At 53.0% G+C, this 23,775-nt stretch carries 24 protein-coding genes; 21 read left to right on the top strand and 3 right to left on the bottom strand.

The window, feature by feature from the left end; genetic code table 11:
- The first annotated feature begins 178 nt into the window (after positions 1 to 178).
- The 3 genes from mnmL to oxyR all read left to right on the top strand — a co-directional run bounded on the left by mnmL (position 179) and on the right by oxyR (position 2,788).
- The gene (gene mnmL / locus GNT65_RS04930) at positions 179 to 1,114 is read left to right on the top strand and encodes a tRNA modification radical SAM protein MnmL/YtqA (protein ID WP_160794000.1); all 936 of its coding nucleotides are present in this window, start codon (positions 179 to 181) and stop codon (positions 1,112 to 1,114) included.
- A 175-nt stretch (positions 1,115 to 1,289) separates the two neighbouring features.
- Complete coding sequence (locus GNT65_RS04935) at positions 1,290 to 1,655, top strand: Hpt domain-containing protein (RefSeq protein ID WP_160794001.1); 366 nt, start codon at positions 1,290 to 1,292, stop codon at positions 1,653 to 1,655.
- Between the two features lie 215 nt (positions 1,656 to 1,870).
- Positions 1,871 to 2,788 (top strand): hydrogen peroxide-inducible genes transcriptional activator OxyR, encoded by a 918-nt coding sequence (gene oxyR, locus GNT65_RS04940; protein ID WP_181006164.1) that lies wholly within the window; start codon positions 1,871 to 1,873, stop codon positions 2,786 to 2,788.
- Between the two features lie 2 nt (positions 2,789 to 2,790).
- Here the strand turns inward: oxyR and GNT65_RS04945 are convergent, their stop codons facing one another.
- Both GNT65_RS04945 and mutH read right to left on the bottom strand, forming a co-directional pair.
- A complete protein-coding gene (locus tag GNT65_RS04945; protein ID WP_160794003.1) occupies positions 2,791 to 3,870 on the bottom strand; it encodes an adenylate/guanylate cyclase domain-containing protein in 1,080 nt (359 codons plus the stop codon).
- Positions 3,871 to 4,155: 285 nt separating this feature from the next.
- On the bottom strand, positions 4,156 to 4,836 hold the full coding sequence (gene mutH, locus GNT65_RS04950; protein WP_160794004.1) for a DNA mismatch repair endonuclease MutH: 681 nt from the start codon (positions 4,834 to 4,836) through the stop codon (positions 4,156 to 4,158).
- 693 nt (positions 4,837 to 5,529) lie between these two features.
- Between mutH and rppH the strand changes: the two genes are divergently transcribed.
- From rppH to GNT65_RS04995, 9 genes are all read left to right on the top strand, one after another.
- Entirely contained in the window at positions 5,530 to 6,054 is a 525-nt protein-coding gene (rppH, locus tag GNT65_RS04955; RefSeq protein ID WP_160794005.1) for an RNA pyrophosphohydrolase, read from the top strand.
- Between the two features lie 47 nt (positions 6,055 to 6,101).
- A complete protein-coding gene (gene ptsP, locus GNT65_RS04960) occupies positions 6,102 to 8,333 on the top strand; it encodes a phosphoenolpyruvate--protein phosphotransferase (RefSeq protein WP_160794006.1) in 2,232 nt (743 codons plus the stop codon).
- An 87-nt stretch (positions 8,334 to 8,420) separates the two neighbouring features.
- The gene (locus GNT65_RS04965) at positions 8,421 to 9,215 is read left to right on the top strand and encodes a sulfite exporter TauE/SafE family protein (protein WP_160794007.1); all 795 of its coding nucleotides are present in this window, start codon (positions 8,421 to 8,423) and stop codon (positions 9,213 to 9,215) included.
- A 156-nt stretch (positions 9,216 to 9,371) separates the two neighbouring features.
- Positions 9,372 to 10,223, top strand: a complete 852-nt coding sequence (locus GNT65_RS04970; RefSeq protein WP_160794008.1) for a thymidylate synthase — start codon at positions 9,372 to 9,374, stop codon at positions 10,221 to 10,223.
- Between the two features lie 305 nt (positions 10,224 to 10,528).
- The gene (gene nhaA / locus GNT65_RS04975) at positions 10,529 to 11,704 is read left to right on the top strand and encodes a Na+/H+ antiporter NhaA (RefSeq protein WP_160794009.1); all 1,176 of its coding nucleotides are present in this window, start codon (positions 10,529 to 10,531) and stop codon (positions 11,702 to 11,704) included.
- Positions 11,701 to 12,084: a hypothetical protein gene (locus GNT65_RS04980; RefSeq protein ID WP_160794010.1), complete on the top strand. Its 384-nt coding sequence runs from the start codon at positions 11,701 to 11,703 to the stop codon at positions 12,082 to 12,084. The genes nhaA and GNT65_RS04980 overlap by 4 nt, the downstream gene beginning before the upstream one ends.
- 21 nt (positions 12,085 to 12,105) lie before the next feature.
- Entirely contained in the window at positions 12,106 to 13,014 is a 909-nt protein-coding gene (gene nhaR, locus GNT65_RS04985; protein ID WP_160794011.1) for a transcriptional activator NhaR, read from the top strand.
- A 76-nt stretch (positions 13,015 to 13,090) separates the two neighbouring features.
- Positions 13,091 to 13,330 carry an FAD assembly factor SdhE gene (locus GNT65_RS04990; RefSeq protein WP_160794269.1) on the top strand — a complete coding sequence of 80 codons (240 nt, stop codon included), beginning with the start codon at positions 13,091 to 13,093 and terminating at the stop codon, positions 13,328 to 13,330.
- Positions 13,263 to 13,766, top strand: a complete 504-nt coding sequence (locus tag GNT65_RS04995) for a protein YgfX (RefSeq protein ID WP_420853498.1) — start codon at positions 13,263 to 13,265, stop codon at positions 13,764 to 13,766. Before GNT65_RS04990 ends, GNT65_RS04995 begins: the two co-directional genes overlap by 68 nt.
- A gap of 10 nt (positions 13,767 to 13,776) precedes the next feature.
- On the opposite strand, the gene nadB is transcribed toward GNT65_RS04995, so the two are convergent.
- On the bottom strand, positions 13,777 to 15,390 hold the full coding sequence (gene nadB, locus GNT65_RS05000; RefSeq protein ID WP_160794013.1) for an L-aspartate oxidase: 1,614 nt from the start codon (positions 15,388 to 15,390) through the stop codon (positions 13,777 to 13,779).
- A 198-nt stretch (positions 15,391 to 15,588) separates the two neighbouring features.
- Here nadB and rpoE point away from each other — a divergent pair, with 198 nt between their 5' ends.
- The 9 genes from rpoE to recO all read left to right on the top strand — a co-directional run bounded on the left by rpoE (position 15,589) and on the right by recO (position 23,746).
- Positions 15,589 to 16,167: an RNA polymerase sigma factor RpoE gene (gene rpoE / locus GNT65_RS05005; RefSeq protein WP_011864852.1), complete on the top strand. Its 579-nt coding sequence runs from the start codon at positions 15,589 to 15,591 to the stop codon at positions 16,165 to 16,167.
- Between the two features lie 38 nt (positions 16,168 to 16,205).
- Positions 16,206 to 16,823: a sigma-E factor negative regulatory protein gene (locus tag GNT65_RS05010; protein WP_160794014.1), complete on the top strand. Its 618-nt coding sequence runs from the start codon at positions 16,206 to 16,208 to the stop codon at positions 16,821 to 16,823.
- Positions 16,824 to 16,888: 65 nt separating this feature from the next.
- Positions 16,889 to 17,821 (top strand): MucB/RseB C-terminal domain-containing protein, encoded by a 933-nt coding sequence (locus GNT65_RS05015; RefSeq protein ID WP_160794015.1) that lies wholly within the window; start codon positions 16,889 to 16,891, stop codon positions 17,819 to 17,821.
- A 7-nt stretch (positions 17,822 to 17,828) separates the two neighbouring features.
- Positions 17,829 to 18,305, top strand: a complete 477-nt coding sequence (locus GNT65_RS05020) for a SoxR reducing system RseC family protein (RefSeq protein WP_160794016.1) — start codon at positions 17,829 to 17,831, stop codon at positions 18,303 to 18,305.
- Positions 18,306 to 18,413: 108 nt separating this feature from the next.
- Complete coding sequence (lepA, locus tag GNT65_RS05025; RefSeq protein WP_160794017.1) at positions 18,414 to 20,204, top strand: translation elongation factor 4; 1,791 nt, start codon at positions 18,414 to 18,416, stop codon at positions 20,202 to 20,204.
- A gap of 153 nt (positions 20,205 to 20,357) precedes the next feature.
- Entirely contained in the window at positions 20,358 to 21,275 is a 918-nt protein-coding gene (gene lepB, locus GNT65_RS05030; RefSeq protein WP_160794018.1) for a signal peptidase I, read from the top strand.
- Complete coding sequence (gene rnc, locus GNT65_RS05035; protein ID WP_160794019.1) at positions 21,276 to 21,953, top strand: ribonuclease III; 678 nt, start codon at positions 21,276 to 21,278, stop codon at positions 21,951 to 21,953.
- Positions 21,950 to 22,945, top strand: a complete 996-nt coding sequence (gene era, locus GNT65_RS05040; protein ID WP_160794021.1) for a GTPase Era — start codon at positions 21,950 to 21,952, stop codon at positions 22,943 to 22,945. Before rnc ends, era begins: the two co-directional genes overlap by 4 nt.
- Before the next feature lie 105 nt (positions 22,946 to 23,050).
- Positions 23,051 to 23,746, top strand: a complete 696-nt coding sequence (gene recO, locus GNT65_RS05045; protein ID WP_160794023.1) for a DNA repair protein RecO — start codon at positions 23,051 to 23,053, stop codon at positions 23,744 to 23,746.
- The last annotated feature ends 29 nt before the right edge of the window (positions 23,747 to 23,775 follow it).

Raw genomic sequence — 23,775 nt, forward strand, 5'->3', positions numbered from 1 at the left:
GAATTATTTAACAAGGCTTAGACCAATGTATTAGCCTATATTGTGCTACATAGCTAAGTTTGCACCGGCTTTGTGAGCTAGCGCACCGGGAAAGGGGCTAAAAATTGATGTAGCACCAAGAACGACGCTATCAAGCCAGTTACAATCGCCGCCCCTTTATTGAGCGAGAGAATACCCCGTGGGACTGGATAGTCACGTCAATACCTTTGGTCTGCATTGCAAGCGTCAGTATGGTCAGCGCCTTAAGAAGCTGACTCTGGACGCCAAGTTTACCTGCCCCAACCGCGACGGTAGCCTGGGGCGGGGTGGCTGTACCTTCTGTAACGTAGCCTCCTTTAGCCATGAGCATGGCTCGGTAGACAGCATCGCCGTGCAGCTGGCCAATGGCCGCGAGCGTACCCAGGGAAAATCGACCAAGTTCATCGCCTACTTTCAGGCCTATACCAGTACCTATGACGAGTACCGCCTGCTAAAGCAGCGCTATGATGAGGCGGTGGCCGACAGTGACATCGTCGGCCTGTGTGTCGGCACCCGGCCCGATTGTGTCAGCGACGAGGTGATCGCGCTGCTGGCGGGTTATCAGGCTCGCGGTTTGGAGGTGTGGCTGGAACTCGGCTTGCAAAGTGCTCACCCTGAGACGCTTAAGCGGATCAATCGCGGGCATGGTTTCGAGGAGTATCGTGATACTGTCACCCGGGCGAGAAAGGCGGGAATCAAGGTGTGTACCCATCTGATCTTGGGGCTGCCCGGTGAGACTCATGAGGACTTTTTAGCCAGTCACAGGGCCGTGCTCGAGGCCGGGGTCGATGGGCTCAAAATTCATCCACTGCATATCGTCGAGGGCAGTACCATGGCCAAGGCCTGGCGGGCCGGGCGCATGAGCTTATTGACTCAGGAAGCCTACGCCGAGAGCGTCGGTGAGCTTATTCGCCTCACGCCTAAAGAGGTGATATTTCATCGTGTTACCGCCTATGCCAAGAAACCTATGCTGCTGGCTCCCGACTGGTGCGCCTATCGTTGGGAGGGATTAGTCGCCATCGTTAAGAACCTGGAACGCCTCGGCGGACAGGGTCATTACTTAACCGATTCGCTAGGTGATCAAGTGTCGGTTTAGGGGCAAAAAAACGTGAATAATTGAGCAATTAATTTAATGCATGGTTAATGGAAGGTTAAATAAGGAGGTATTTAACTTGCATATGCTTCAATTAGTTGCGCCCGCCATTCTAGGCGCTATTATGGGGTGAATTTTATTCTTGTCCCGTCAGCTTTTTTTCGAGAGGTGCCTTAAGATGGCAACAGCCGAGTTAGAATCAATATTGGATCTCAACACACTTGAGCAGTACTGCAGCGCTATCGGTGCCGGCACCCTGTTAAAGAGTGTTGTCTTGTTTGAGCAGTTGATGCCTGAGTATGTTGGCAATCTGGTCAATGCTAAAGAAGCACAAGACAAAGATACCTTATGTTCTGAGGCCCACAAGTTCAAAGGCGCCGCCGGTTCAGTGGGACTGAAACGCATTCAGCAATATGCCCAGCTGCTGCAGCATGGCGAGGCGGTCGAGTGGCCAGCCGAGCACGCCAACTGGCTGCAGGTGATCGTAGACAACGCCAGCCAGGATCTGGCCGAGCTTAAGGCTTACCTTGAGTCTAAGGCCTAATACGGCAAAGGCAGTAGGCTAAGGCCTGTATATCAGAGCTAAGCTTGATAGCGCCCTCGATGAGAGATCATCGGGGGCGTTTTTGTTTGCGCGCTATTTGGCCGCTTTTGGGTAGCGTCTCACACTTCTGACATAAGAGAGGGTTAATCCTAGGGCCGCTTGTGCTAGAGTTAGATTGAGTAATTGAATGTAAATGGAAGTTGGTAATCGATTTTATGAAACATCTGCCGAGCCTGAAAAACCTTTACTATCTGGTCAATCTCTATCAGGAACAGAACTTTAATCGTGCGGCCAAGCTGTGCCACGTGAGCCAGTCGACGCTGTCGAGCGGGATTCAAAACCTGGAGGAGCAGCTAGGTCATCAGCTGATCGAGCGGGATCACAAGTCTTTCATCTTCACCGCCATAGGTGAGGAGGTGGTACAGCGCTCCCGTAAGCTGCTGACCGACGTCGACGATCTGGTGGAGCTGGTAAAGCACCAGGGCCAGCCGATGACGGGGGATATCCGCCTGGGCTGCATTCCTACCATAGCCCCGTTTCTGTTGAGCCGGGTGGTGAGGCTTTGCCAACAGGACTACCCAGATCTGACCCTGTTTTTGAAGGAAGACACCACGGAGCGACTGCTGGATGCCCTGGGCAAGGGCGAGCTGGATCTGCTGCTCCTGGCCCTACCGGTCGACACCAGTGGCTACCACAGCATGAAGGTGGGGATAGATCCCTTTAAACTGGTGATGCATAAGGAGCTGAGCGGCGAGGTGCGCCAGCCCATAGATTACAAGGCGCTGCCCGATGAGAGCATCTTCCTGTTGCAGTCAGAGCACTGTATTACCGGCCATGCCATCAGCGCCTGTCGCCTGGCCGACAGCGATAAGATTAACCCCTTTGCGGCGACGAGCCTGCACACACTCGTGCAGATGGTAAACAGTAAGCTGGGAACGACCTTCTTGCCGCAGATGGCTATCGATGCGGGGATCCTCAAGGATACGGATCTCACCGCACTGACACCGCCGGGTGAGGCGCCATACCGGGATATCGGCCTGGTCTGGCGTCAGACCTCCAGCCGTATCATGACCTTCAGAACCTTAGGCAAGGCGATTCAAGGCTTGTTGGAACAGGCGGAAGCGGAAAGTTAGCTCTAACTATTGCTACCCTTGGGGGAAACGCCATACACCTCGATAGAGTGTTGTTTCCCCTTGAGTTTGATCGGGCCAAGATTAGCAAAATCGTAATGACTGTCGCCGGTGTCGATAAGCGACTGCAGGGAGCCTGAGATCAACATTCGCTGCCCGAGCGGGTTACACTGATCTTGGAGTCTCGCCAGGGTATTGAGCACATCGCTGAAGAAGCTGATCTCCTGCTTCTGCACCCCAACCACAGCCGCCACCACCTGACCACAGTGGGCCGCCGCCTTGAATTTAGGCACGAAGCCATATTGCTCTTCGAAGTACTTGCGTTGCCAGTTAAGCTGCTGGCTGAACTCATAATAAATATTGAAGCTGCGATCTTCTATGATGCCGTTCTCCAGCGGCCAGTGGATCAGCACGGCGTCGCCCATATAGCGATAGATCTCGGCGTCGTTATTGACCACGGTATCCGATAGCAGGCTGAAGCAGTCCTGGATCAGGCGGCTGAAGCGATAGTCGCCCAGGGATTCCGCATGGGTAGTCGAGGCCACCATATCCAGATAGAGAAACAGGCGCTGCTCATATCTAGGTCTGTGATATTTACCCAGGCCGATATTAAACAGAATGCGTGGGCCGACGAGTAGCGCCATCTGCTCGATGAAGGCCAGGCCGACACGCACCACTACCAGGTAGATGAGCAGTGCCTGGAACGAGGGGCTATAGAGGATATGGGCGGTCAACATCTGCCTGAGCGTCGACATATGGTTCTCGATGGCCCACATGTTTAGGAATTGGGTCATGTAGGCGAGGGTCGTAGCCCCCAGCAGTAGGAAGAGGCCCTTGAAGATCACCGAAAACAGATAGGGCAGGCGGTTGATGGCGCTAAAGTCGGCGATCAGGTTCGACATCCAGTGCAGACTACCAAAGATGATCCCCATATAGATCGCCAGGGTCGCGAGATCGGCGGTGCCTACCGCCCATTGGGGCAGCTCTGGTGTTTGCGCATAGCGGAAAAACACAAAGGCCGCCATGGCAATAGCCCAAGCGAAAATGGCAAATATGAGCTTCTTTGCTTGAATGCGTGCTCTCACGGTGACAGAAAATTCCTAAATGCTGCACAAATCTCAGGATGCGCTAGTGTATAGAAAACACCCCTATAATTTCCAGTGATATTTGTGATCTAAGTCAAATGAAGTCTAGAAGTGCCAAAAATACGACAATTTCATGTTGAATACTTGTTAAGTTACCGTTGTGATTGTTTTTTTTCTTGGGGGATACTTACAAAAAAAGGGGTACCTTGTCGATTATCTAAAAGTCTAAAGTGTGACAAATAACCCTTCGCTACTATCCCTTTTAACTAGAGAGCAGAGCCTGGTTCAATTAGCTGTGAGATAGCGGCTTAAGATCTGCTGGGTGAAGGGGATCTTGAGATAGAAGCCTCTGGGGTTGGTGAGCTTAACCTGACCATCTTGGGCTATGCTCTGGGTGAGGGCGCGGCTGTTGGCGCCCTTGGGTCTGAGCTGTAATACCTCTCCGTGACGGGCGGTGATCTGTTCGACCTTGCCTAGGGCGATCAGCTCCATGATCTCTTCCCAGTCCTGGCGTATCTGGGTCATCTCCGCTTCGCTTGGGGTCCAGAGGATGGGGCTGCCGATGCGCCGCTCGCCTATGGGTTTCTGACGAATGCCTTCCACCGGGATCCATAGCACGCGCTGTAGCTTGTGGTATACCAGACTCTCCTGCCATCTGAGCCCATTGATATTCATCAGCGGCGCGACTGTTACATAGGTGGTCTCGAGGGGTTTACCCGACTCATCCACAGGAATGGTTTTGAGCTCGACACCCAGGTGAAGGAAGTCCTGCTCAGGTTTAGAGCCAGCGGTGGCGCCCAGTTCGAGTTCGATAAGCTGGCCTATCCAGCCCTTGTCCCGTTTCAGGTTGCTTGGTACGGCGACATTGTGGATCTCGGCCAGTTGGCCCAGGTTGAGTCCAGCCATTTCCTGGGCGCGGTGCATCAACTCATCGATGGATTCGGGGGGAAGAATTTTACTTTTCATGGAAGGGATTTTACTCGAGTTATCTACTTAATCAATCGAGGTTAAAAATTGCCCGATCTTTTTATCAAGGAATCGAGACTGTGAGTATGGATATTAAGTTACTGAAATTAATTGGTTTAGTCATAAAGTGATCTCTGTCTGATATCCAAGATCTTAAGTTACTCTGTTATTTCCCCACCCTTTCCAACACAGTTATCCACAGATTTATTGGATAACTGTATAAGTCTTGCGAATGCCTAGATTAAAAATGGCTTGTCAAGGGGGTTTTGATGACATTTTTACGGCGAAGCCGTAGATAAATCTGTGAGTCTGTGAATAACCTTTGAGATATTCATCGAGATTTTCCTCAAGCATCGGCTTTGGGTGATTTTTGTGCGATCCTTGTTTGTGAACAAGTCATCTTACCTTTTGGATAGTTTATTTGGTTTGTTTTACATGTGGTTATGTAAGATTATCTTGTGGGGTTAAGGTGAGGTTTTGATCTGGAATTTGGCCAAATTGACAATTTTAACTGAGTTTCAAACATAGATATCCACAGATTTTGTGGATATCCTCCGCTTGGTGATGGTGGCTCTGTTGATAAAAATAAAAATTTTAGTTTTTTATCCAGACAATATCTGTTAATGGGGAATTGCCGCCGACGCCGCTTTGTGAAACAATCGATTCATTAGATTATTTCAATTTGGAGTCCATGTGATTGATAGTGACGGCTTTCGTGCAAATGTAGGCATCATTATCTGTAATCGCTTTGGGCAGGTGATGTGGGCCAGAAGATTCGGTCAACATTCCTGGCAATTTCCGCAAGGTGGCGTGGATGAAGGCGAAAGTGCCGAGCAAGCCATGTATCGGGAGTTGTATGAAGAAGTTGGGTTAAGGCCTGAACATGTGCAAGTGTTAACCTCAACTCGTTCCTGGTTGCGTTATAGATTACCAAAACGGTTAATTAGGCAAGACAGTAAACCCTTATGTATCGGACAGAAACAGAAGTGGTTTCTATTACAATTGAAGAGCCAAGAGTCTGCCATCGATCTGGCGGCTAGCGGCCACCCCGAGTTTGATGACTGGCGATGGGTCAGCTACTGGTATCCGGTCAGACAGGTGGTATCCTTTAAACGAGACGTGTACCGAAAGGTCATGAAAGAGTTTGCGCCGACGGCCTTGCCTTTTCAGGCGCAGGAAAATTTCCATAGTGGCAGAAGAAGAGGTCGCCGCAGGTAAGTATAAGATGGCGAAGGTCAGCATCGAGGCATAAAGAGAGGTAGGCTGTGTTAAAGACGCTCAGAGATATTACTCAGGCCGTTGCCGCTGCCGACGATCTTCAATCAGCCCTCTCTTTGCTTGTTAGCCAGACCAAGTCGGCCATGGAGACCCAGTGCTGCTCTATCTATATCTTAGAGGAGCAAGAGCTGGTGCTATCGGCCACCGATGGACTGGACCCCAGGGCCGTGGGCAGTGTAAAGATGCCTCTAAGCCAAGGTCTGGTAGGTCTGGTGGCCGAACGCGAAGAGCCGGTCAACCTAGCCGATGCTCAGCAACACCCCAGATTTAAGCTATTCACCGAAGTCGACGAGGAAGATTTTCGAGCCTTCCTCGCCGTGCCCATCATCTATCAGAAATTAATCCTAGGCGTGCTGGTGGTGCAGCAGGCCGACGCGCGCCAGTTCAGTGAGGCCGAGGAGGCCTTCCTGATGACGCTCGCCGCCCAGTTGGCGGTGGCGGTACGCGAGCAGCGTAAGAAGGCCGAGGTCAAATCGGCGCCGGACAAGTGTGTCTATACCGGTATCTCGGCGGCCGGTGGGGTAGTGATTGCCCATGCCATGGTGCTGGGGGGGGAGATCCCCCTCGAGCAGCAGGGGCGTCGCACCCAGCAGGTCGATGAGGAGCTGCTGGCCCTGAGTCAGGCGCTGGATGCCTGTCGCAACACCCTAAGTGCCCTGTCCCAGCGCTTCGATGGCGAGAATGAGAAAGAGGTGCAATCTATCTTTTCCGCCCTACAGCTGCTGCTGGACGATACCAGCCTGGGCGGGGAATATGTGCGGGAGATCCAGGCGGGCTGGACGGCTATCTCGGCGGTGAGCCGGGTGTCGCTGCGCTACATAGAACATTTCCTGCAGATGCAAGACCCCTATATGCAAGAGAGAGCGACGGACATTCGCGATCTGGGCCATAGGGTGTTACGTGAGCTGATCGAGCCGCAGAAGATGCAGCTGGAACTGGATGTGCCTGTGATCCTCGTGACCAAGGAAGCCACTGCTACCATGCTCGCCGAGTTTCCCGAGCACAAACTAGTCGGCATAGTCACAGAGCAGGGCGGGGTTAACTCTCACGCGGCGATTCTGGCCCGGGCCTTTGGCGTCCCGGCGGTAATAGGTGTCGAGGGGATCCTCAATGCCGGTATCGATGGTAAGCAACTGATTCTGAACGCCAATCGCGGACAGGTATTAATCTCGCCCACGCCGACCCTGATCGGCGAGTATCGTAGCCTTATCTCGGCGGAGAAGGCGCTGCAGAAACGCTATGCCGAGGAGCTGTCCAAGCCGGCCAAGACACTGGACGAGCGCAGAATTCATCTCTACCTCAATGCCGGGCTCTTAAGCAGCCTGGCCTCGGAGATTGCCGAGGGGGCCGATGGTGTCGGCCTGTATCGCACCGAGATCCCTTTCATGTTGCAGACTCGCTTCCCCAGCGAGGCCGAACAGGTTGAGGTTTATCGTCAGGTGTTGGATGCGGCCCTGGGGCGCCCCGTGGTGATGCGTACCCTGGATGTGGGCGGCGACAAGCCCTTATCCTATCTGCCTATCATAGAGGAGAACCCCTTCCTTGGCTGGCGTGGGGTCCGTCTGACGCTGGATCATCCCGAGCTTTTTTTGGTTCAGCTTAGGGCCATGCTCAATGCCTCGGGAGAGGGTAAACAGCTGCATATCTTGCTGCCCATGGTCTGCTGTTTAGATGAGATAGATCAGGCGATCGTCTACCTGGAGCAGGCCTATCTCGAGGTGAAGCAAGATGTGCATCCAAACCTGAAGCGGCCTCAGATAGGCATAATGCTGGAGGTACCGGCGCTGCTGTTCCAGCTCGAGGAGGTGGCCAAGCGGGTTGACTTTATCTCCGTGGGCTCGAATGATCTGACGCAATATCTGCTGGCGGTGGACAGGAACAACCCTAGAGTCAGCACCCTGTATGACTCCTATCATCCTGGGATATTACGGGCGCTGACTCAGGCGAGGCTGGCGTGTAAGGAATATCAACTGCCTATCAGTGTGTGTGGAGAGCTGGCCGGTGAACCCATGGGCGTGTTGCTGTTGGTGGCCATGGGCTATACCCAGTTGAGTATGAACCAGGGAAGCCTTGCCAAGATCAACTATCTGATCCGTAGGGTGTCCTATCAAGACTTGAGCGAGCTGCTTGCTCAGGCGCTCTCGCTCGCCAATGGCGCCGAGGTGCGGGAGTTGCTGACCCTTTACCTGAGAGAGAAGGGCTTAGACGAGTTCCTCTAACTAAGTCTTTAGTCTGTAGCGATGTTTTCAATCTGTGGGTATTTCCATTAAGCTAGTGCCTCCTTTTGCCACTGCCGTAGAGGTTTCATGTTCACCATAGTTGTCAGTTGTATCGCCCTGGGGGCCTTCATCGGCTTTATGGCGGGCCTGTTAGGCATAGGCGGTGGCGTGATAGCCGTTCCCGTCTTGCTGTTTCTCCTGCCCATGGCGGGTGTGGTGCCAGAACACCTGACTCATGTGGCCATAGCCACTTCGCTGGCGGCGATCATATTAACCTCGCTCTCTTCGGCCAGGGCCCATCATGCCCGCGGCAATATTCCCTGGCATCTGTTGACCATCATGTTGCCCGGCTTAATCATAGGCGCCCTGTCGGCGGGTTTTATCTCGTCGCTGTTTTCTGCAGATCTGCTCAAGCAGGTGTTTGCCGGCTTTGTGGTGCTGATGGCGCTGCAGATGGTGTTTCCGTTTAAGGCGGCCGAGGGCGAACGTAGTCTCCCGGCGACGCCATTTCTGTTTATCGCCGCTATGCTTATCGCCATCATCGCCGCTTTGATGGGGATAGGCGGGGGCATCTTATTGATCCCGTTTTTGAGTTGGTGCGGCGTGCAGATGCGCCACGCCATAGGTTTCTCCTCGGTGACCGGCCTGATGATTGCCCTGTTTGGTAGTCTGAGCTATGTGTTTGCTGGCTGGGCGACACAAGGACTGCCCGAATACACCTTAGGTTATATCTATCTGCCGGCCCTGTTTGGCATCGTCTGTACTTCTATGTTGACGGCGCCACTGGGGGCGAAGGCAGCCAGTGTCTGGCCGACGGCAAGACTAAAGAAAATCTTCGCCGTCATGTTATTCTTTACCGGAATCAAGTTAGCCCTCACCTAGCGACGGGCTAAATAAAAAATGCGGCTAATAGAAAAATCGGTTAATAGAAAGCGGCGGCTAAGGCCTGACTAATACTCGACTTAGGCCCGACTAGGGCAGGGCACTAGGGCAGGGCACTAGGGCGGGCATCCAAGCAAAAATGATAAGTAGGAAAAGATGAAACAGTATTTGGCATTATGTGAACGAATCATCAATGAGGGCGTCTGGGTTGAAAATGAGCGCACGGGAAAGCGCTGTTTAACCGTGATCAATGCCGATCTGGAATACGATGTGGCCGCAAACGAGTTTCCCTTAATCACCACCCGCAAGAGTTTCTGGAAGGGCGCTATTGCCGAGCTGCTGGGTTACCTCAGGGGCTATGATAATGCCGCCGATTTTCGAAAGTTGGGTGCCAAGACCTGGGATGCCAACGCTAACGAGAACAGCGTCTGGTTAAATAACCCCCATCGTAAGGGCCATGACGATATGGGCCGGGTCTACGGGGTGCAGGGCAGAGCCTGGGCTAAGCCGGATGGTGGCACTGTGGACCAGTTGAGAAAGATCATCGACAATCTCTCTAAAGGGGTCGATGATCGCGGCGAAATCCTAAGTTTTTATAATCCCGGCGAGTTTCACATGGGCTGTCTACGTCCCTGTATGCATACCCATAACTTCTCACTGCTAGGCGATACCTTATACCTCAACAGTTTTCAGCGTTCATGCGACGTGCCCCTCGGGCTTAACTTTAATCAGGTACAGGTGTTTGCCCTATTGGCGATCGTGGCGCAGATCACAGGTCACAAACCGGGTAAGGCCTATCATAAGATAGTCAATGCGCACATCTATGAAGACCAGCTCCCCCTGATGCAGGATGTACAGCTTAAGCGCGAGCCATTCCCTTCCCCTAAGCTAAGCATCAATCCAGACATTAAGTCGCTGGAAGATCTCGAAACCTGGGTCACCATGGATGATTTCGAGGTGACAGGCTATCAGCATCATGAAGCGATTCAGTATCCCTTCTCCGTTTAAGGGTCAGCCTTAAGACTGAGGAATTTCTGAGGTAAGGTGCGTCGGCTCATCGAGGAGTCGTCGTACTTTATTAATTTATTCTGCATAAAAAATCTTCATTCCATTTAAAACTCTCCTGTGACCCCCGTCACACATGGTTTTCAAAGGCCATGCCCGCCGGTAAGTTGCATGCTATTGATTAGTCCCTTGTGACTGACTACACTTAATACCTCGGAATTACCGATGTTTAATGCCGATGCAAACGATTATTCAGCTAGGTTGCATTCCGCTAGACTCGATACATTAAGTGTTTTTGGAGTTTATATATGGAAAAGGCGATTAGAAATTTTCTGAGCCAGGAATCGGCCGGGGGCATCTTATTGATGGCCGCCGTCATCTTGGCGATGATCATGGCGAACTCACCGCTGTCAGGTCTGTATCAAGGCTTCTTGCATACTGAGATGCAGGTGCGCGTGGGCAGCCTGGATATCGATAAGACACTGATCCACTGGATTAACGACGGCCTGATGGCCCTGTTCTTCATGTTGATCGGCCTCGAAGTGAAGCGCGAGCTGCTCGAAGGCGCCTTATCGAGCCGCGAGCAGGCATCTTTGCCGACCTTCGCCGCCATTGGTGGCATGATCTTTCCGGCGGCGATCTACCTGATCTTTAACTATGCCGACCCTATTACTCAGGTGGGCTGGGCTATTCCTGCCGCCACAGATATCGCCTTCGCACTCGGTATCATGGCATTGCTGGGTAGCCGGGTGCCGGTGGCACTCAAGGTCTTCCTGCTGGCGCTGGCCATCATAGATGACCTGGGCGTGGTAGTGATCATCGCCATGTTCTATAGCACAGATCTGTCTGCGGTCAGCCTGGTCGTCGCGGCACTGGCGATAGTGATCCTGGTCGGCCTGAATCGCAAGGGCGTGACGGCGTTAGCCCCCTATGGTGTGGTGGGGCTCATCCTCTGGATCGCCGTGCTGAAATCTGGGGTGCACGCGACCCTGGCCGGTGTGATCATCGCCTTCTGTATTCCGCTGAGGGCCAAAGACGGCAGCTCACCTTCGGAGCACCTGGAACACAGCCTGCATCCATGGAGCACCTTCGTCATCCTGCCTATCTTTGCCTTTGCCAATGCGGGTGTGGATCTGTCGGGCATGAGCCTGGGGGATCTCTTCTCACCTGTTCCTGTGGGTATTGCCCTTGGCCTACTGTTGGGTAAGCCGCTTGGGGTGCTGCTGTTTAGCTTTGTTGCGGTCAAGCTTAAGCTGGCGGCCCTGCCCGAGGGCATGGGCTGGCGACATATCGCTCCAGTAGCCGTGATGTGTGGTATCGGCTTTACCATGTCTATGTTCATCTCGTCTCTAGCCTTTATCGGCGATGGCGAGGCCTACGGCGATCTGGCGAGGCTTGGCATTCTGACGGGGTCAATCTTGTCGGCTGTGATAGGTTATTTTTGGTTATCTAAGGTGCTTCCAGAGAAAGGAGAAAAATCATGAAAAAACTCGTCGTGACACTCATGCTTTCATTCGGTTTGACAGGGGGCGCATATGCGAGCCAGCTAGAGGCGTGCGATAAGGATGTCAACAGCGTCGCCTGTCAGCATTACCTCGAGGGCGTGGTCGATGGTGCCCTCATGTTTAAGCCCAAGTCTATGGGGAAGCGTGTAGAGAGCAATGGTTATGAGTCTCGTGCGCTCAAGTATCGTAGCGGTAAGCGCTTCGAACAGGCCAACCGAACCTACTGTGAGGGACGCCTACCCGACCGAGATAACCTGGTTCAAGGGCTGTCTGAGGCCGTCGAGGCCGGTAAGGTAGATTCGATAGATGCGTTGAGCGAAGTCATCTATAGCATGATGGATTGTCAGCGTCTTAAATAGTCGGGAGAGCCGCGGATCTTTATGTCGCATCTGAACTACAACCATCTCTATTATTTCTGGATGGTGCATAAGAAAGGCTCGGTGGCTAAGGCCGCCGAAACCTTGTGTCTGACGCCGCAGACGGTGACCGGACAGATCCGCGTATTGGAGCAGCGTCTCGACGGCACCCTGTTTAAGCGGGTAGGGCGCAATCTGGAGCCTACCGAGCTGGGCGAGTTGGTCTTTCGCTACGCCGATAAGATGTTCAGCCTGAGCTATGAAATGTTGGATATCCTTAACTATCAAAAGGATAACAATATACTGTTCGAAGTGGGCATCGCGGATGCCCTCTCCAAGGCGCTGGCCAGCCGGGTGCTGCTCTCCGTGGTGCCTAGCGACGGCTCCATGCATCTCGCCTGCTACGAGGCGACCCACGAGAGCCTGATGGAGCGCCTCAGGGCCCATAAGCTGGACATGATCTTGTCCGACTGCGCCGGTGAGTCGCTTAAGTATCCGGAGATCCTGTCGAAGAAACTCGGCGAGTGTGGCGTGGCGTTTTTCTCATCCAGTACCTACGAAAAGCCCTTTCCAGCCTGTCTGGAGGAGGGCAAGTTGCTGATCCCGGGTAAGCGCACCTCGCTCGGCCAGCAGCTGCATCACTGGTTCGACGAGAATGGTTTGGATGTCACCATACTCGGCGAGTTCGACGATGCGGCCATGATGAAGGCGTTTGGCTTCTTCAAGCAGGGAATCTTCGTGGCGCCCTCTATCTATAAGCAGGATATTCTTGCTCACGATATGCAGCTGCTGGGCGAGACGAACGATATCAAGGAGGTCTATCACGTGATGTTTGCAGAGCGGATGATCCAGCATCCGGCAGTCAAGTCGTTGCTGGAGACCGACTTTAGCGATCTCTTCTCGGGCAAGGATCTCGAGGTGGAGCGGCTATAAAACGGTGTGAAGCCGACGGCCTAACTGGTACACTATCGCCAATCGAAAATAAGGGAGTAGTTGTGTGTCAGAGCCAATGAACATAGCCAGAGTAAGATGGGCGTGCCGACGGGGCATGTTAGAGCTTGATGTATTGTTTCAACCCTTTGTTGAGACTCAATATGAACAGCTGTCTTTTGACGATAAGGCGGTTTTTGTTCGTCTGTTAGAGTGTGAAGACCCCGAGTTGTTTGCCTGGTTTATGGGCCATGAGGCCTGTCCAGATCCACAGCTTGCCGACATGGTGGTCAAGGTCCGTGGTCGGGCGGCGCCATAACTTTTACCTGACAGCCTCCTTTGACCAGCGGCTCTCGCTGGTCTGTTTCGCGGCCGTGTGCCTAGCTAGTTTCCTGGTCTGGCCGCCGATTGTTTCCCTCTGGTTTCTCATCTTCAAATATGGCCTCTTGCTGACGACAATCGGTTTCTTTCTCTATCAGTTTGTTGTGCTAAGAAGCTGGTCTTTTGCCTTCTGGCTGGATGAGTCGGGCAAGATAGGTCTTATCCAAGACATGCTCGACACTCAAAATCATCAGTTGCATGTTGCGGAGCCTGACGAGCAATGCCTTAGCTATCGCCGGGTTTGGGTGAGTCCCTTGGTGGTGCTCTTCTGGTTGTATGAGGGGGAGCAGAAACGTCTGGCTATCTTATGGCGGGATATGTTCGACGACACAGGTTATCGCCACCTGTGTCGTCTGCTGCTGAGATTTGGCTAATACCCCTAACTTATTGCTCGGGATGCAATATGGTCGGTAGCGGGTTATTGCTCTTGTTGGGATGGTCGATATTGTAATGCAGGCCTCTGCTTTCCTTACGCTCCATGGCACAGCGGATGATCAGCTCGGCAACCTGTACCAGGTTACGCAGCTCGAGTAAGTTGTTACTCACCCGGAAGTTACTATAGTACTCCTGGATCTCCTGCTGCAGCATGGCGCAGCGGCGCAGGGCACGCTCGAGTCGCTTATCCGAGCGCACGATCCCCACATAGTCCCACATGAACAGGCGCAGCTCATGCCAGTTATGGGCGATCACTACCTCTTCATCCGAGTTGGAGACCTTACTCTCATCCCAGTCGGGTAGCGTGCCCGGCATAGGGATCTTGACCAGCTGGCTCTCGATATCCTCGGCCGCCGCGCGGGCAAACACTAGGCACTCCAGCAGCGAATTGCTGGCCAGACGGTTGGCGCCATGCAGACCAGTATAGGCCACTTCACCTATGGCATAGAGGCCGTTGAGATCTGTCTGACCATGAAGGTCTGTCATCACGCCGCCGCAGGTGTAGTGAGCCGCGGGTACCACAGGAATTGCATCCTTAGTGATGTCTATCCCCAGCTCCAGGCAGCGTTTATAGATAGTCGGGAAATGCTTAATCACAAAGTCTGCGGGTTTATGTGTGATATCCAGATAGACACAGTCGACCCCGAGGCGCTTCATCTCGTAATCTATGGCGCGAGCCACGATATCGCGGGGCGCTAGTTCGCCACGTTCGTCGAAGTCTGGCATGAAGCGGCTACCATCGGGACGCTTAAGATAGGCGCCTTCGCCGCGCAGGGCCTCGGTCAACAAAAAGTTGCGGGCGTCGGCGTGGTAGAGACAGGTGGGGTGGAACTGATTGAACTCCATGTTGGCCACCCGGCAGCCCGAGCGCCATGCCATGGCGATACCATCGCCCGAGGCGATATCAGGGTTCGAGGTATATTGGTACACCTTAGAGCTGCCACCTGTGGCCAGGGCAACGAAGCGAGCCTTAACGGTTTCGACATGCTCTTCGTCACGGTTCCATACATAGGCGCCGAGGACGCGGTTGCCGGGACGCTTAAGTTTGCGTGTGGTAATAAGGTCGATGGCGTTATATCGCTCAAGCACCTTAATATTGGGGTGGTTCTGGGCGCGCTCCTGAAGGGTCACCTGCACCTCTTTGCCCGTGGCATCGGCCGCGTGCAAGATGCGTCTGTGGCTGTGGCCACCTTCGCGGGTCAGGTGGTAGGGGGCATTGCTCTCGTCACCATCGGCGGTTTCTTCTTTGTCGAAGGCGACGCCGCAGTGAATCAACCACTCCATGGCGCTCTTGGCGTTTTCGGCGGTAAAGGTCACAACTTCTTCATCGCATAACCCGGCGCCGGCGATCAAGGTATCGGCAACATGAGATTCGATGGTATCCTCTTCATCGAATACTGACGCGATACCGCCCTGGGCGTAGTAGGTTGATCCTTCGCTGAGTGGGCCCTTGGAGAGTAAGATTACGTTTGATTTTTCAGCCAGATGTAGCGCTAAAGTCAGACCAGCAGCCCCGCTGCCGATAACCAAAACGTCAGATTGATGTTCAACTACTTGTTTCATCAGGTATCATGGTAAGTTATGCGAGTATTGTCTATGGTAAACCAAGACGCCATTTATGGATACTGATCTCGCCGTAGAAAATAAATGTGGATATCGCAATTTTTTTAGAACTTTTTCGATGTGGGCTAGTCTACATATGTGAATATGATTCGAGCGACTGAGAAATCAGCATTTTAGATTTAGGAGTAGTCGGCTCGGATGAGTGGACAGATAAGTGATCAACAACTCGTTGAGCGAGTGCAACAAGGAGATAAAAACGCTTTTAACCTGCTGGTACATAAATACCAGAGCAAAGTGATTAATCTGATTGCCCGTTATGTGCGTAATCAGGCCGACGTGGCAGATGTGGCACAGGAAGCCTTTATCAAAGCTTATCGTGCGTTGCCTAACTTTAGGGGTGAGAGTGCGTTTTATACTTGGTTGTATCGCATCGCGGTCAATACTGCGAAAAATCATTTAGTGGCACAGGGTAGGCGAGCGCCTGCCAACGATGTCGATGCGGAAGAAGCCGAATATTATGACGGCAGCGATGCGCTAAAGGAGTTTGCCTCCCCCGAGCGTCTCATGCTGTCAGATGAGATTCAGAAGGTCGTCTTCGATACGCTCGATACCTTGCCGGAAGAATTGAAGATGGCCATCTCTTTGCGAGAGCTAGATGGCATGAGTTATGAAGAGATTGCCAATGTGATGGAGTGCCCTGTGGGCACAGTGCGTTCACGTATCTTTAGGGCACGTGAAGCCATCGATAAGAAGTTGCAGCCATTGCTGGAACGATGAAGCATTTTATTCGATACACTAAATTTAATGGGTGATAAATGGATAAGTTAGGTCAGGAATGGGTCTCCGCTGCCGTTGATGGTGAAGTCGACGAGCAGGTATTGGCTGAATTAGCAGCCGATACGGATTCACATGAAAAGTGGCGTGATTATCACATGATAGGTGATGCTATGCGTGGTGAGCTGCCCGCTGCGATCAATCTGGATCTCAGTGCCAACATTGCCGCGGCTATCGAGCTTGAGCCTAGTATCCTTGTGCCTAAGCGTGTCGACGCGCCCGAAGAGACTCCTCAAGAGCTACCTCAACATAAGCTTGCGAGTGTGGTACCACTGTTTAAGCAGTTTGGTCAGTATGCTATCGCAGCCAGCGTTGCCTTGGTCGCCGTGATTGGCGTGCAAAATTATAATCAGGGTGGCGTCGAAGATGCCGCGCCTATGCCTGTACTTAATACCCGTCCGCTGATTGGCAGCGCGTCGCCAGTGAGCCTACAGACTGGTCCGGTTCAACAAAATCAAAGCTATACCAATGAGCGTGTGATGGAGCAGCGTCATCGCATCAACACCTATATTCAAGATCATATGCTGCAGCAAAGATTGAATAATAGTGCCAATATAGACGACAATAGTGAGCCTACGCCGGTTCCGGTTAATCACTAGAAGCTATTTATACTGGTCACACTGACTATACTCTTTGTGTCGATTGGTATTGTTAAGGAGTTAGCTTGCGTTTTATTTGGTTGGCCCTGTTAGTCCTCGTCTTCCCTGTCAGTGCGCAGGAAGAGTTGTCCGCTAAGGCTTGGCTCGAAAATATGAGCCTCGCCTTAAAAGGGCAAGAATTCAAGATGTCCCTGATCCATCTGCAAGCGGATCACATTCGCCCCCTAGTCTATATACACGGAATGGTCGATGAACATGAGGTTGCCTTCCTCGAGCACCTCAACGGCCCGCCGAAAAATGTCGTGCGTGTGGCTAACACGGTAACCTTTATCGAACACGATCAACCTGCCTACAGCGTCAGGGCCGACCGTATTCAGGGCGTCTTACCTCCGGCATTTGCCGGTTCTATTGCGGATCTTGAGTCGGGTTACCAGTTTGTCCTGGGTGGACGTTCGCGCCTGGCCGGGCGTCCTGGCCAGCTAGTGCGTATCATTCCCAACGATGACAATCGCTATAGCTATCAGGTGTGGCTGGATATGGATACCTATCTGCCGCTGCGCTATGACATGCTCAATCTAGAGAAGCAATTGCTGGAGCAGGTGCTGGTGGTGGAGCTGATTGTCCTGGACGATGCCCCCGCAATTTTGCATGAGGCCTATAAGCAGGACTGGCCGGAGATCATGCCTCAGCCCCAAAGGGAGCAGGCCGATAACTGGCAATTTAAATGGTTACCACAAGGCTTTAAGATCTTGGTCAAGGATAATCACAGGCTCATAGGTAGCCATGAGGCGGTCGAGTATATCGCCCTGAGTGATGGTCTGGTGAATATCTCTGTGTACGTGGCCAGAGCTGGCGAGACGGCGCTGCCCGATGAGCTGATGACACGTAACGGTCTCTCTTTGGCCACCGAGCGGGTGGGCAATGCCGAGGTGGTTGCCGTGGGTAAGGTGCCGGCCGAGACCCTGAGCCGCATCGCCAAAAGCATCACCATAGAGTGATCTCGTTATGATGGAAGAAACCGCCACAGTGATCAGATGCCCGGGAGACGGCTGGGTCACGGTGGAAGTGAAAGTTAAAAATGCCTGCAATCATTGTGATAACAATGACTCATGTGGCACCTCGGCCGTGTCCAAGGCTTTCTCGCCTAAGGTGCAGCGATTCTCGCTGCCCTGCGATACCCAGTATGAGCCGGGTGAGCTGTTAAAGTTAGGCCTGCCCGAGAGCGTTATCTTAAAGGCGGCCGCCATTGTTTATCTCATGCCGCTCGCTGGGTTGTTTGTCGGCGCCGCGTTGGGGCATTTCCTAGCGAGTCTATCTGGGCTAAGCGGTAGCGATCTGCTGGCGATCGTTCTTGGACTTAGTGGAGCAACTGGCGCCTGGTGGCTGGGTCGGCGCTGGGCCAAAGCGCTGGAGATTAACAGTCAGCCGGTGATCCTCTCACGCCTCGGCAGACCCATAGGCGGTATTTCACCTGCCAGTTAGCCATATATTTACCTCGTCCGATTGATTCCAATTGGTATTAGTTTAGCGATCAGGTACAATTCGGCACTTTTAGATCATTTTCAATTTCGAGTTTAGTCATTTCGCACAATGAAGCATATTAGAAACTTTTCGATTATTGCCCATATAGACCATGGCAAATCAACCCTTTCTGACCGTCTTATTCAAGAGTGCGGCGGCCTGTCTGACCGCGAGATGGCGGCGCAGGTTTTGGACTCAATGGATCTCGAGCGTGAGCGCGGCATTACCATTAAAGCCCAGAGTGTGACTCTCGATTACAAAGCCAAAGATGGTGAAACCTATCAGCTGAACTTCATCGATACCCCGGGTCACGTGGATTTCTCATACGAAGTATCGCGTTCTCTGGCCGCCTGTGAGGGTGCACTGCTGGTGGTCGATGCGGGTCAAGGCGTTGAGGCGCAGACTCTGGCAAACTGCTATACCGCTCTGGATATGGATCTGGATGTGGTTCCTGTACTCAACAAGATTGACCTGCCACAGGCTGATCCTGAGCGTGTCGCCGACGAGATCGAGGATATCGTTGGTATCGAGGCCGCCGATGCGGTGCGTTGTTCGGCCAAGACGGGCATAGGCATCAGCGATGTCCTGGAAACCATAGTGGCTCAGATCCCGCCGCCAGAAGGTGACCCGGATGCACCGCTACAGGCCTTGATCATCGACTCCTGGTTCGACAGCTACCTGGGTGTCGTCTCTCTAGTGCGTATCAAGAACGGTGTGCTCAAGAAGGGCGATAAATTTAAGGTGATGTCGACCGGTCAGACCCATAACGCCGATCGCGTCGGTATCTTCACGCCTAAGCAGACAGATACCAACGAGCTGAAGACTGGTGAGGTGGGCTTCGTGATCGCCGGCATCAAAGAGATCCACGGCGCGCCAGTGGGGGATACCCTGACGCTGGCTAAACATGGCGCCGAGGAGCCGCTGCCTGGCTTTAAGAAGGTGAAGCCTCAGGTTTATGCGGGTGTATTCCCTATCTCGACCGATGACTATGAGAACTTCCGCGATGCGCTCAATAAGCTGAGCCTGAACGATGCGTCGCTCTTCTTCGAGCCGGAAACCTCCTCGGCACTGGGTTTCGGTTTCCGTATCGGTTACCTGGGCCTGCTGCACATGGAGATCATTCAGGAGCGTCTCGAGCGCGAATACAACCTGGATCTGATCACCACGGCGCCAACGGTAGTCTATGAGGTGGTGACCACTAAGGGTGAGACCATCTATGTCGATAATCCATCGGATCTGCCGCCGATGAACAACATCGAAGAGATGCGCGAGCCTATCGTTGAGACCAATATCCTGGTGCCAAAAGAGTACCTGGGTAACGTGATCACCCTGTGTGTAGAGAAGCGTGGCGTGCAGACCAACATGGTTTATCACGGCAACCAGGTAGCGATCACCTATGATATGCCAATGGCCGAGGTGGTAATGGACTTCTTCGACCGCTTGAAGTCGACCAGCCGCGGTTATGCGTCGCTGGAATATAACTTTAAGCGCTTCGAGGCCGCTGACATGGTGCGTCTGGACGTGCTGATCAACGGCGATCGCGTCGATGCGCTGGCGATGATTATTCACAAGGATAACGTGCGTTACCAAGGCCTGGCCTTGGTGAACAAGATGAAGGAGCTGATCCCAAGGCAGATGTTCGATATCGCGATTCAGGCGGCCGTTGGCAGCCAGATCATCGCCCGTTCATCGGTGAAAGCCCTGCGTAAAGACGTCACCGCTAAGTGTTACGGCGGCGACGTCTCTCGTAAGAAGAAGCTGCTGCAGAAGCAGAAAGAGGGTAAGAAGCGCATGAAGCAGGTGGGTAACGTCGAAGTCCCGCAGGAGGCCTTCCTCGCCGTGCTGAAGATCAATGAGTAATCACTTTTTAGTTAATAATTGTTAATAGTGATTGATAATGAGCGCCGCGGTTTGCGGCGCTTTGTTTGTTACAGTATAAATGGGCTAAAGGCCTGCCTGACAGGCATTCATCACCTCATTGTACTGGAGCATTTTTCAGGAGTTAGTTAGCGTATGGCAGCTTATTTTTCCCTTATCCTGGTCTTGGTAACCCTAGGCAGCGGCCTGATCTGGATGTTCGATGCCTTGGTATTAGCGCCCAAGCGTCAACAAAAGTTGGCAATAGCCCAGGCGGCCAACCAGGAGATTAGCGAAGAGAGCGCCGAAAAAATCGTGCGTGAGTCCACCATAGTGGAGACCTCGCGTTCGATTTTTCCGGTAATCGCTTTCGTGTTAATCCTACGCTCTTTTATCTATGAGCCTTTCCAAATTCCCTCGGGATCTATGATGCCAACCCTGTTGGTGGGTGATTTTATCCTGGTGGAAAAGTTTAGCTATGGGCTGAAAGATCCTGTGTGGCGTAGCAAGCTTATCGAGACAGGCAAGCCTCAGCGCGGCGACGTAGCAGTATTTAAATACCCAGAAAACCCTCAGATTGATTACATCAAGCGTGTCATCGGTCTGCCGGGGGATCGCATCGTCTATCGCAATAAGGACCTCTTTATTCAAAGAGCCTGCCCAGAAGGTCAGAGCGAGTGTCCCAAGCTTGAGAAAATTGAGCGCGCCGGTGTGAATCAGGGCGAATTTACTCAGGATAATATCCCGCTGCTGCGCTACAAGGAGCAGCTAGGCGATGTGACCCACGATATCCTGATTAACCCAGGGCGCGGTGAGCCGACCTCATACTATTTCCGCGAGAACAATTTGGCGGTGGGTGAGTTTATCGTACCCGAGGGGCAATATTTCATGATGGGTGACAACCGCGACAACAGCACAGATTCACGCTTCTGGGGCTTCGTGCCCGAGGCCAATCTTGTCGGTAAGGCGGTGGCGATCTGGATTAGTTTTGAATTTGAGCGTAAGCCGTCGGACTTCTTACCCACCTGGGTACCGACAGGCGTACGTTTTAACCGTGTAGGCGGAATTGTGTAGATGGAACCCATTAAGAATCTACCGCGTTTGGGTAGAACATTAGGTTATCAATTTCAGCAACTCGCGTTGCTGGAGCAGGCGTTAACCCACCGTAGTGCGGCTAGCAAGCATAACGAGAGATTAGAATTTTTAGGTGATTCGATACTGTCGATCATTATCTCAGACGCCTTGTATCATCAGTTCCCTAAGGCGACCGAGGGTGATCTGAGCCGGATGCGCGCCACCTTAGTGTGCGGCAAGATGCTGGCGGAGATCGCCAAGGAGTTTAAGCTCGGCGATTACCTCAAGCTGGGCCCGGGTGAACTCAAGAGTGGTGGCTTTCGTCGCGAATCTATCCTGGCCGATGCTACTGAGGCGATCATTGGTGCCATTTACCTGGATGCCGATCTCGAGACCTGCCGTACTTTAGTACTAAACTGGTATAAGAGCCGTTTGGCGGTGATCGAGCCAGTAAATCAGAAAGATCCCAAGACCCTGCTGCAGGAGCACCTGCAGGGATTTAAACAGCCGCTTCCTGTCTATAAAGTGGTGAACATCAGCGGCGAAGCCCATGCGCAGACCTTCACCGTAGAGTGTAAGGTCGAGCAGCTAAAAGAAGCCGTTATCGGCGTGGCGAACTCCCGGAGAAAGGCGGAGCAGATTGCCGCAGCAGAAGTGTTGGAGCGTATCAAGAAATGAGTAACAAACCCGAGCAGCCAGAAGGTGCACAAGAGCCGAGTCTAGACGAGCTGCTGGCGCGGATGAACAGCGGCAGCAGTGGCAGCCAGTATGAGGTGACCTACTGCGGCATGGTGGCTATCGTCGGTCGCCCCAATGTGGGCAAGTCGACCCTGCTGAACAAGCTGCTGGGCCAGAAGATCTCTATCACCTCCAAGAAGCCGCAGACCACGCGCCATCGTATCATGGGGATCCATACCGAAGGCCCGCGTCAGGTGGTCTTTATCGATACCCCTGGTCTGCATATCGAGGAGAAGCGCGCCATCAACCGTCTGATGAACCGTGCGGCGTCCAGCTCGCTGGCCGAGGTCAGTCTGGTGGTATTCGTGGTTGATGGTCTCAATTGGACCGAAGACGATGAGATGGTGCTGAAGAAGCTTCATAGCCGCGACGATGGCCGCAAGACGATTCTGGCCATCAACAAGGTGGATAACATCAAGGACAAAGAGGCGCTGTTCCCGCATCTACAGACCCTGGCGGCCAAGTTTGAATTTGACGAGATCTTGCCTATCTCGGCAACTCACGGCACCAATGTGCAGCGCATCATGGAGCTGGCCTTGGAGTCGGTGCCCGAGTCGCCACATTACTTCCCCGAGGATTATGTTACCGACAGATCCCAGAAGTTTATGGCCTCTGAGATCGTGCGTGAGAAGCTGATGCGTTTCCTCGGTGACGAGCTGCCCTACGATGCAACCGTGGAGATAGAGCAGTTTAAGATGATGGATAACGGCGTCTATCAGATCAATGCCTTGATCTTGGTGGAGCGCGAGACGCAGAAGCGTATGGTGATCGGCAACAAGGGCGAGCGCATTCGCACCATTGCCACTCAGGCGCGTCAAGATATGGAGGTCCTGTTTGACAACAAGGTCTTCCTCGAGGTCTGGGTTAAGGTCAAGTCGGGTTGGGCCGATGATGAGCGCGCCCTGCGTTCATTAGGCTATGGTGAGAGCTAAGCCTGCAAGAATAAAGGTAAGCCGAGGTAGTCACGCGAAGCTTGTGTTTATCTCGGCTTTTTTGTCAGCATTGTTTTTGGTAAACAGGGATTAAGGAAGAGGGCAATGCACAGGGGATATGTACTGCACACCCGCCCCTACCGGGAGTCGAGCGTGCTGGTCAATCTATTGGTGGACGGCCAGGGTAGGGTCGATGCTGTTGCGCGCCTGGGCAGTGGCAAGACCTCCATCAAGAGCATACTGCAACCCTTTCAGCCCCTGTTGTTTCAGCTATCGGGACGCACTAGCCTCAAGAGCCTGTACCAGGTGGAGGCCGCCAGCCCGGCTGTGCCTCTGAGCGGTAATGACAGTTTCGCCGGTCTCTATCTTAACGAGTTGTTGGTACGCTGCCTGTCAGTTGAGCATGGCGCCGAGCAGTTCTTCTTTACCTATCATAAGACACTTATGGCCATGGCGGCAGCCTTTAGCGAGGCGCAGCTCAGACAGTTTGAGTTGGCGTTGCTCAAGGAGCTTGGGGTGATGCCATCGCTCAACCTGGATATCGATGGCAGCCCAATTGAAGCCGATTTCTATTACCGCCTTTTGTCTGAGGAGGGCTTTAGCACGGCGCTCGGCCCGAAGCCCAATCATTTCAGCGGCGAGATGCTACGCGCCCTGGAGGAAGACAGGCTGACAGAGGCCGATTTTAAACAGGCAAAACTCCTGATGAGGCAGTTACTGTCACCCCTGCTGGGTGACAAGCCGCTCAAGTCGCGCGCCCTGTTTTTAAAGGGCAACAGGCCATCTAGTTACAGCAAGTAGCTCCTCATTCATGTTTGCAGCAGTCCATT

The sequence above is a fragment of the Shewanella insulae genome (assembly GCF_009831655.1).
Classification (GTDB): domain Bacteria; phylum Pseudomonadota; class Gammaproteobacteria; order Enterobacterales; family Shewanellaceae; genus Shewanella; species Shewanella insulae.

Excerpts from the sequence above, each read along its gene's own strand:
- nhaR (WP_160794011.1), top strand. The coding sequence starts at position 12,106 with ATGTCGCATCTGAACTACAACCATCTCTATTATTTCTGGATGGTGCAT.
- mutH (WP_160794004.1), bottom strand. The coding sequence starts at position 4,836 with ATGAAAAGTAAAATTCTTCCCCCCGAATCCATCGATGAGTTGATGCAC.
- nhaA (WP_160794009.1), top strand. The coding sequence starts at position 10,529 with ATGGAAAAGGCGATTAGAAATTTTCTGAGCCAGGAATCGGCCGGGGGC.
- nadB (WP_160794013.1), bottom strand. The coding sequence starts at position 15,390 with ATGAAACAAGTAGTTGAACATCAATCTGACGTTTTGGTTATCGGCAGC.
- oxyR (WP_181006164.1), top strand. The coding sequence starts at position 1,871 with ATGAAACATCTGCCGAGCCTGAAAAACCTTTACTATCTGGTCAATCTC.
- GNT65_RS04970 (WP_160794008.1), top strand. The coding sequence starts at position 9,372 with ATGAAACAGTATTTGGCATTATGTGAACGAATCATCAATGAGGGCGTC.
- rpoE (WP_011864852.1), top strand. The coding sequence starts at position 15,589 with ATGAGTGGACAGATAAGTGATCAACAACTCGTTGAGCGAGTGCAACAA.
- rnc (WP_160794019.1), top strand. The coding sequence starts at position 21,276 with ATGGAACCCATTAAGAATCTACCGCGTTTGGGTAGAACATTAGGTTAT.
- GNT65_RS04980 (WP_160794010.1), top strand. The coding sequence starts at position 11,701 with ATGAAAAAACTCGTCGTGACACTCATGCTTTCATTCGGTTTGACAGGG.
- GNT65_RS04990 (WP_160794269.1), top strand. The coding sequence starts at position 13,091 with ATGAACATAGCCAGAGTAAGATGGGCGTGCCGACGGGGCATGTTAGAG.
- era (WP_160794021.1), top strand. The coding sequence starts at position 21,950 with ATGAGTAACAAACCCGAGCAGCCAGAAGGTGCACAAGAGCCGAGTCTA.
- GNT65_RS04965 (WP_160794007.1), top strand. The coding sequence starts at position 8,421 with ATGTTCACCATAGTTGTCAGTTGTATCGCCCTGGGGGCCTTCATCGGC.
- GNT65_RS04935 (WP_160794001.1), top strand. The coding sequence starts at position 1,290 with ATGGCAACAGCCGAGTTAGAATCAATATTGGATCTCAACACACTTGAG.
- GNT65_RS04995 (WP_420853498.1), top strand. The coding sequence starts at position 13,263 with ATGAGGCCTGTCCAGATCCACAGCTTGCCGACATGGTGGTCAAGGTCC.
- recO (WP_160794023.1), top strand. The coding sequence starts at position 23,051 with ATGCACAGGGGATATGTACTGCACACCCGCCCCTACCGGGAGTCGAGC.
- GNT65_RS05010 (WP_160794014.1), top strand. The coding sequence starts at position 16,206 with ATGGATAAGTTAGGTCAGGAATGGGTCTCCGCTGCCGTTGATGGTGAA.
- GNT65_RS05020 (WP_160794016.1), top strand. The coding sequence starts at position 17,829 with ATGATGGAAGAAACCGCCACAGTGATCAGATGCCCGGGAGACGGCTGG.
- lepB (WP_160794018.1), top strand. The coding sequence starts at position 20,358 with ATGGCAGCTTATTTTTCCCTTATCCTGGTCTTGGTAACCCTAGGCAGC.
- lepA (WP_160794017.1), top strand. The coding sequence starts at position 18,414 with ATGAAGCATATTAGAAACTTTTCGATTATTGCCCATATAGACCATGGC.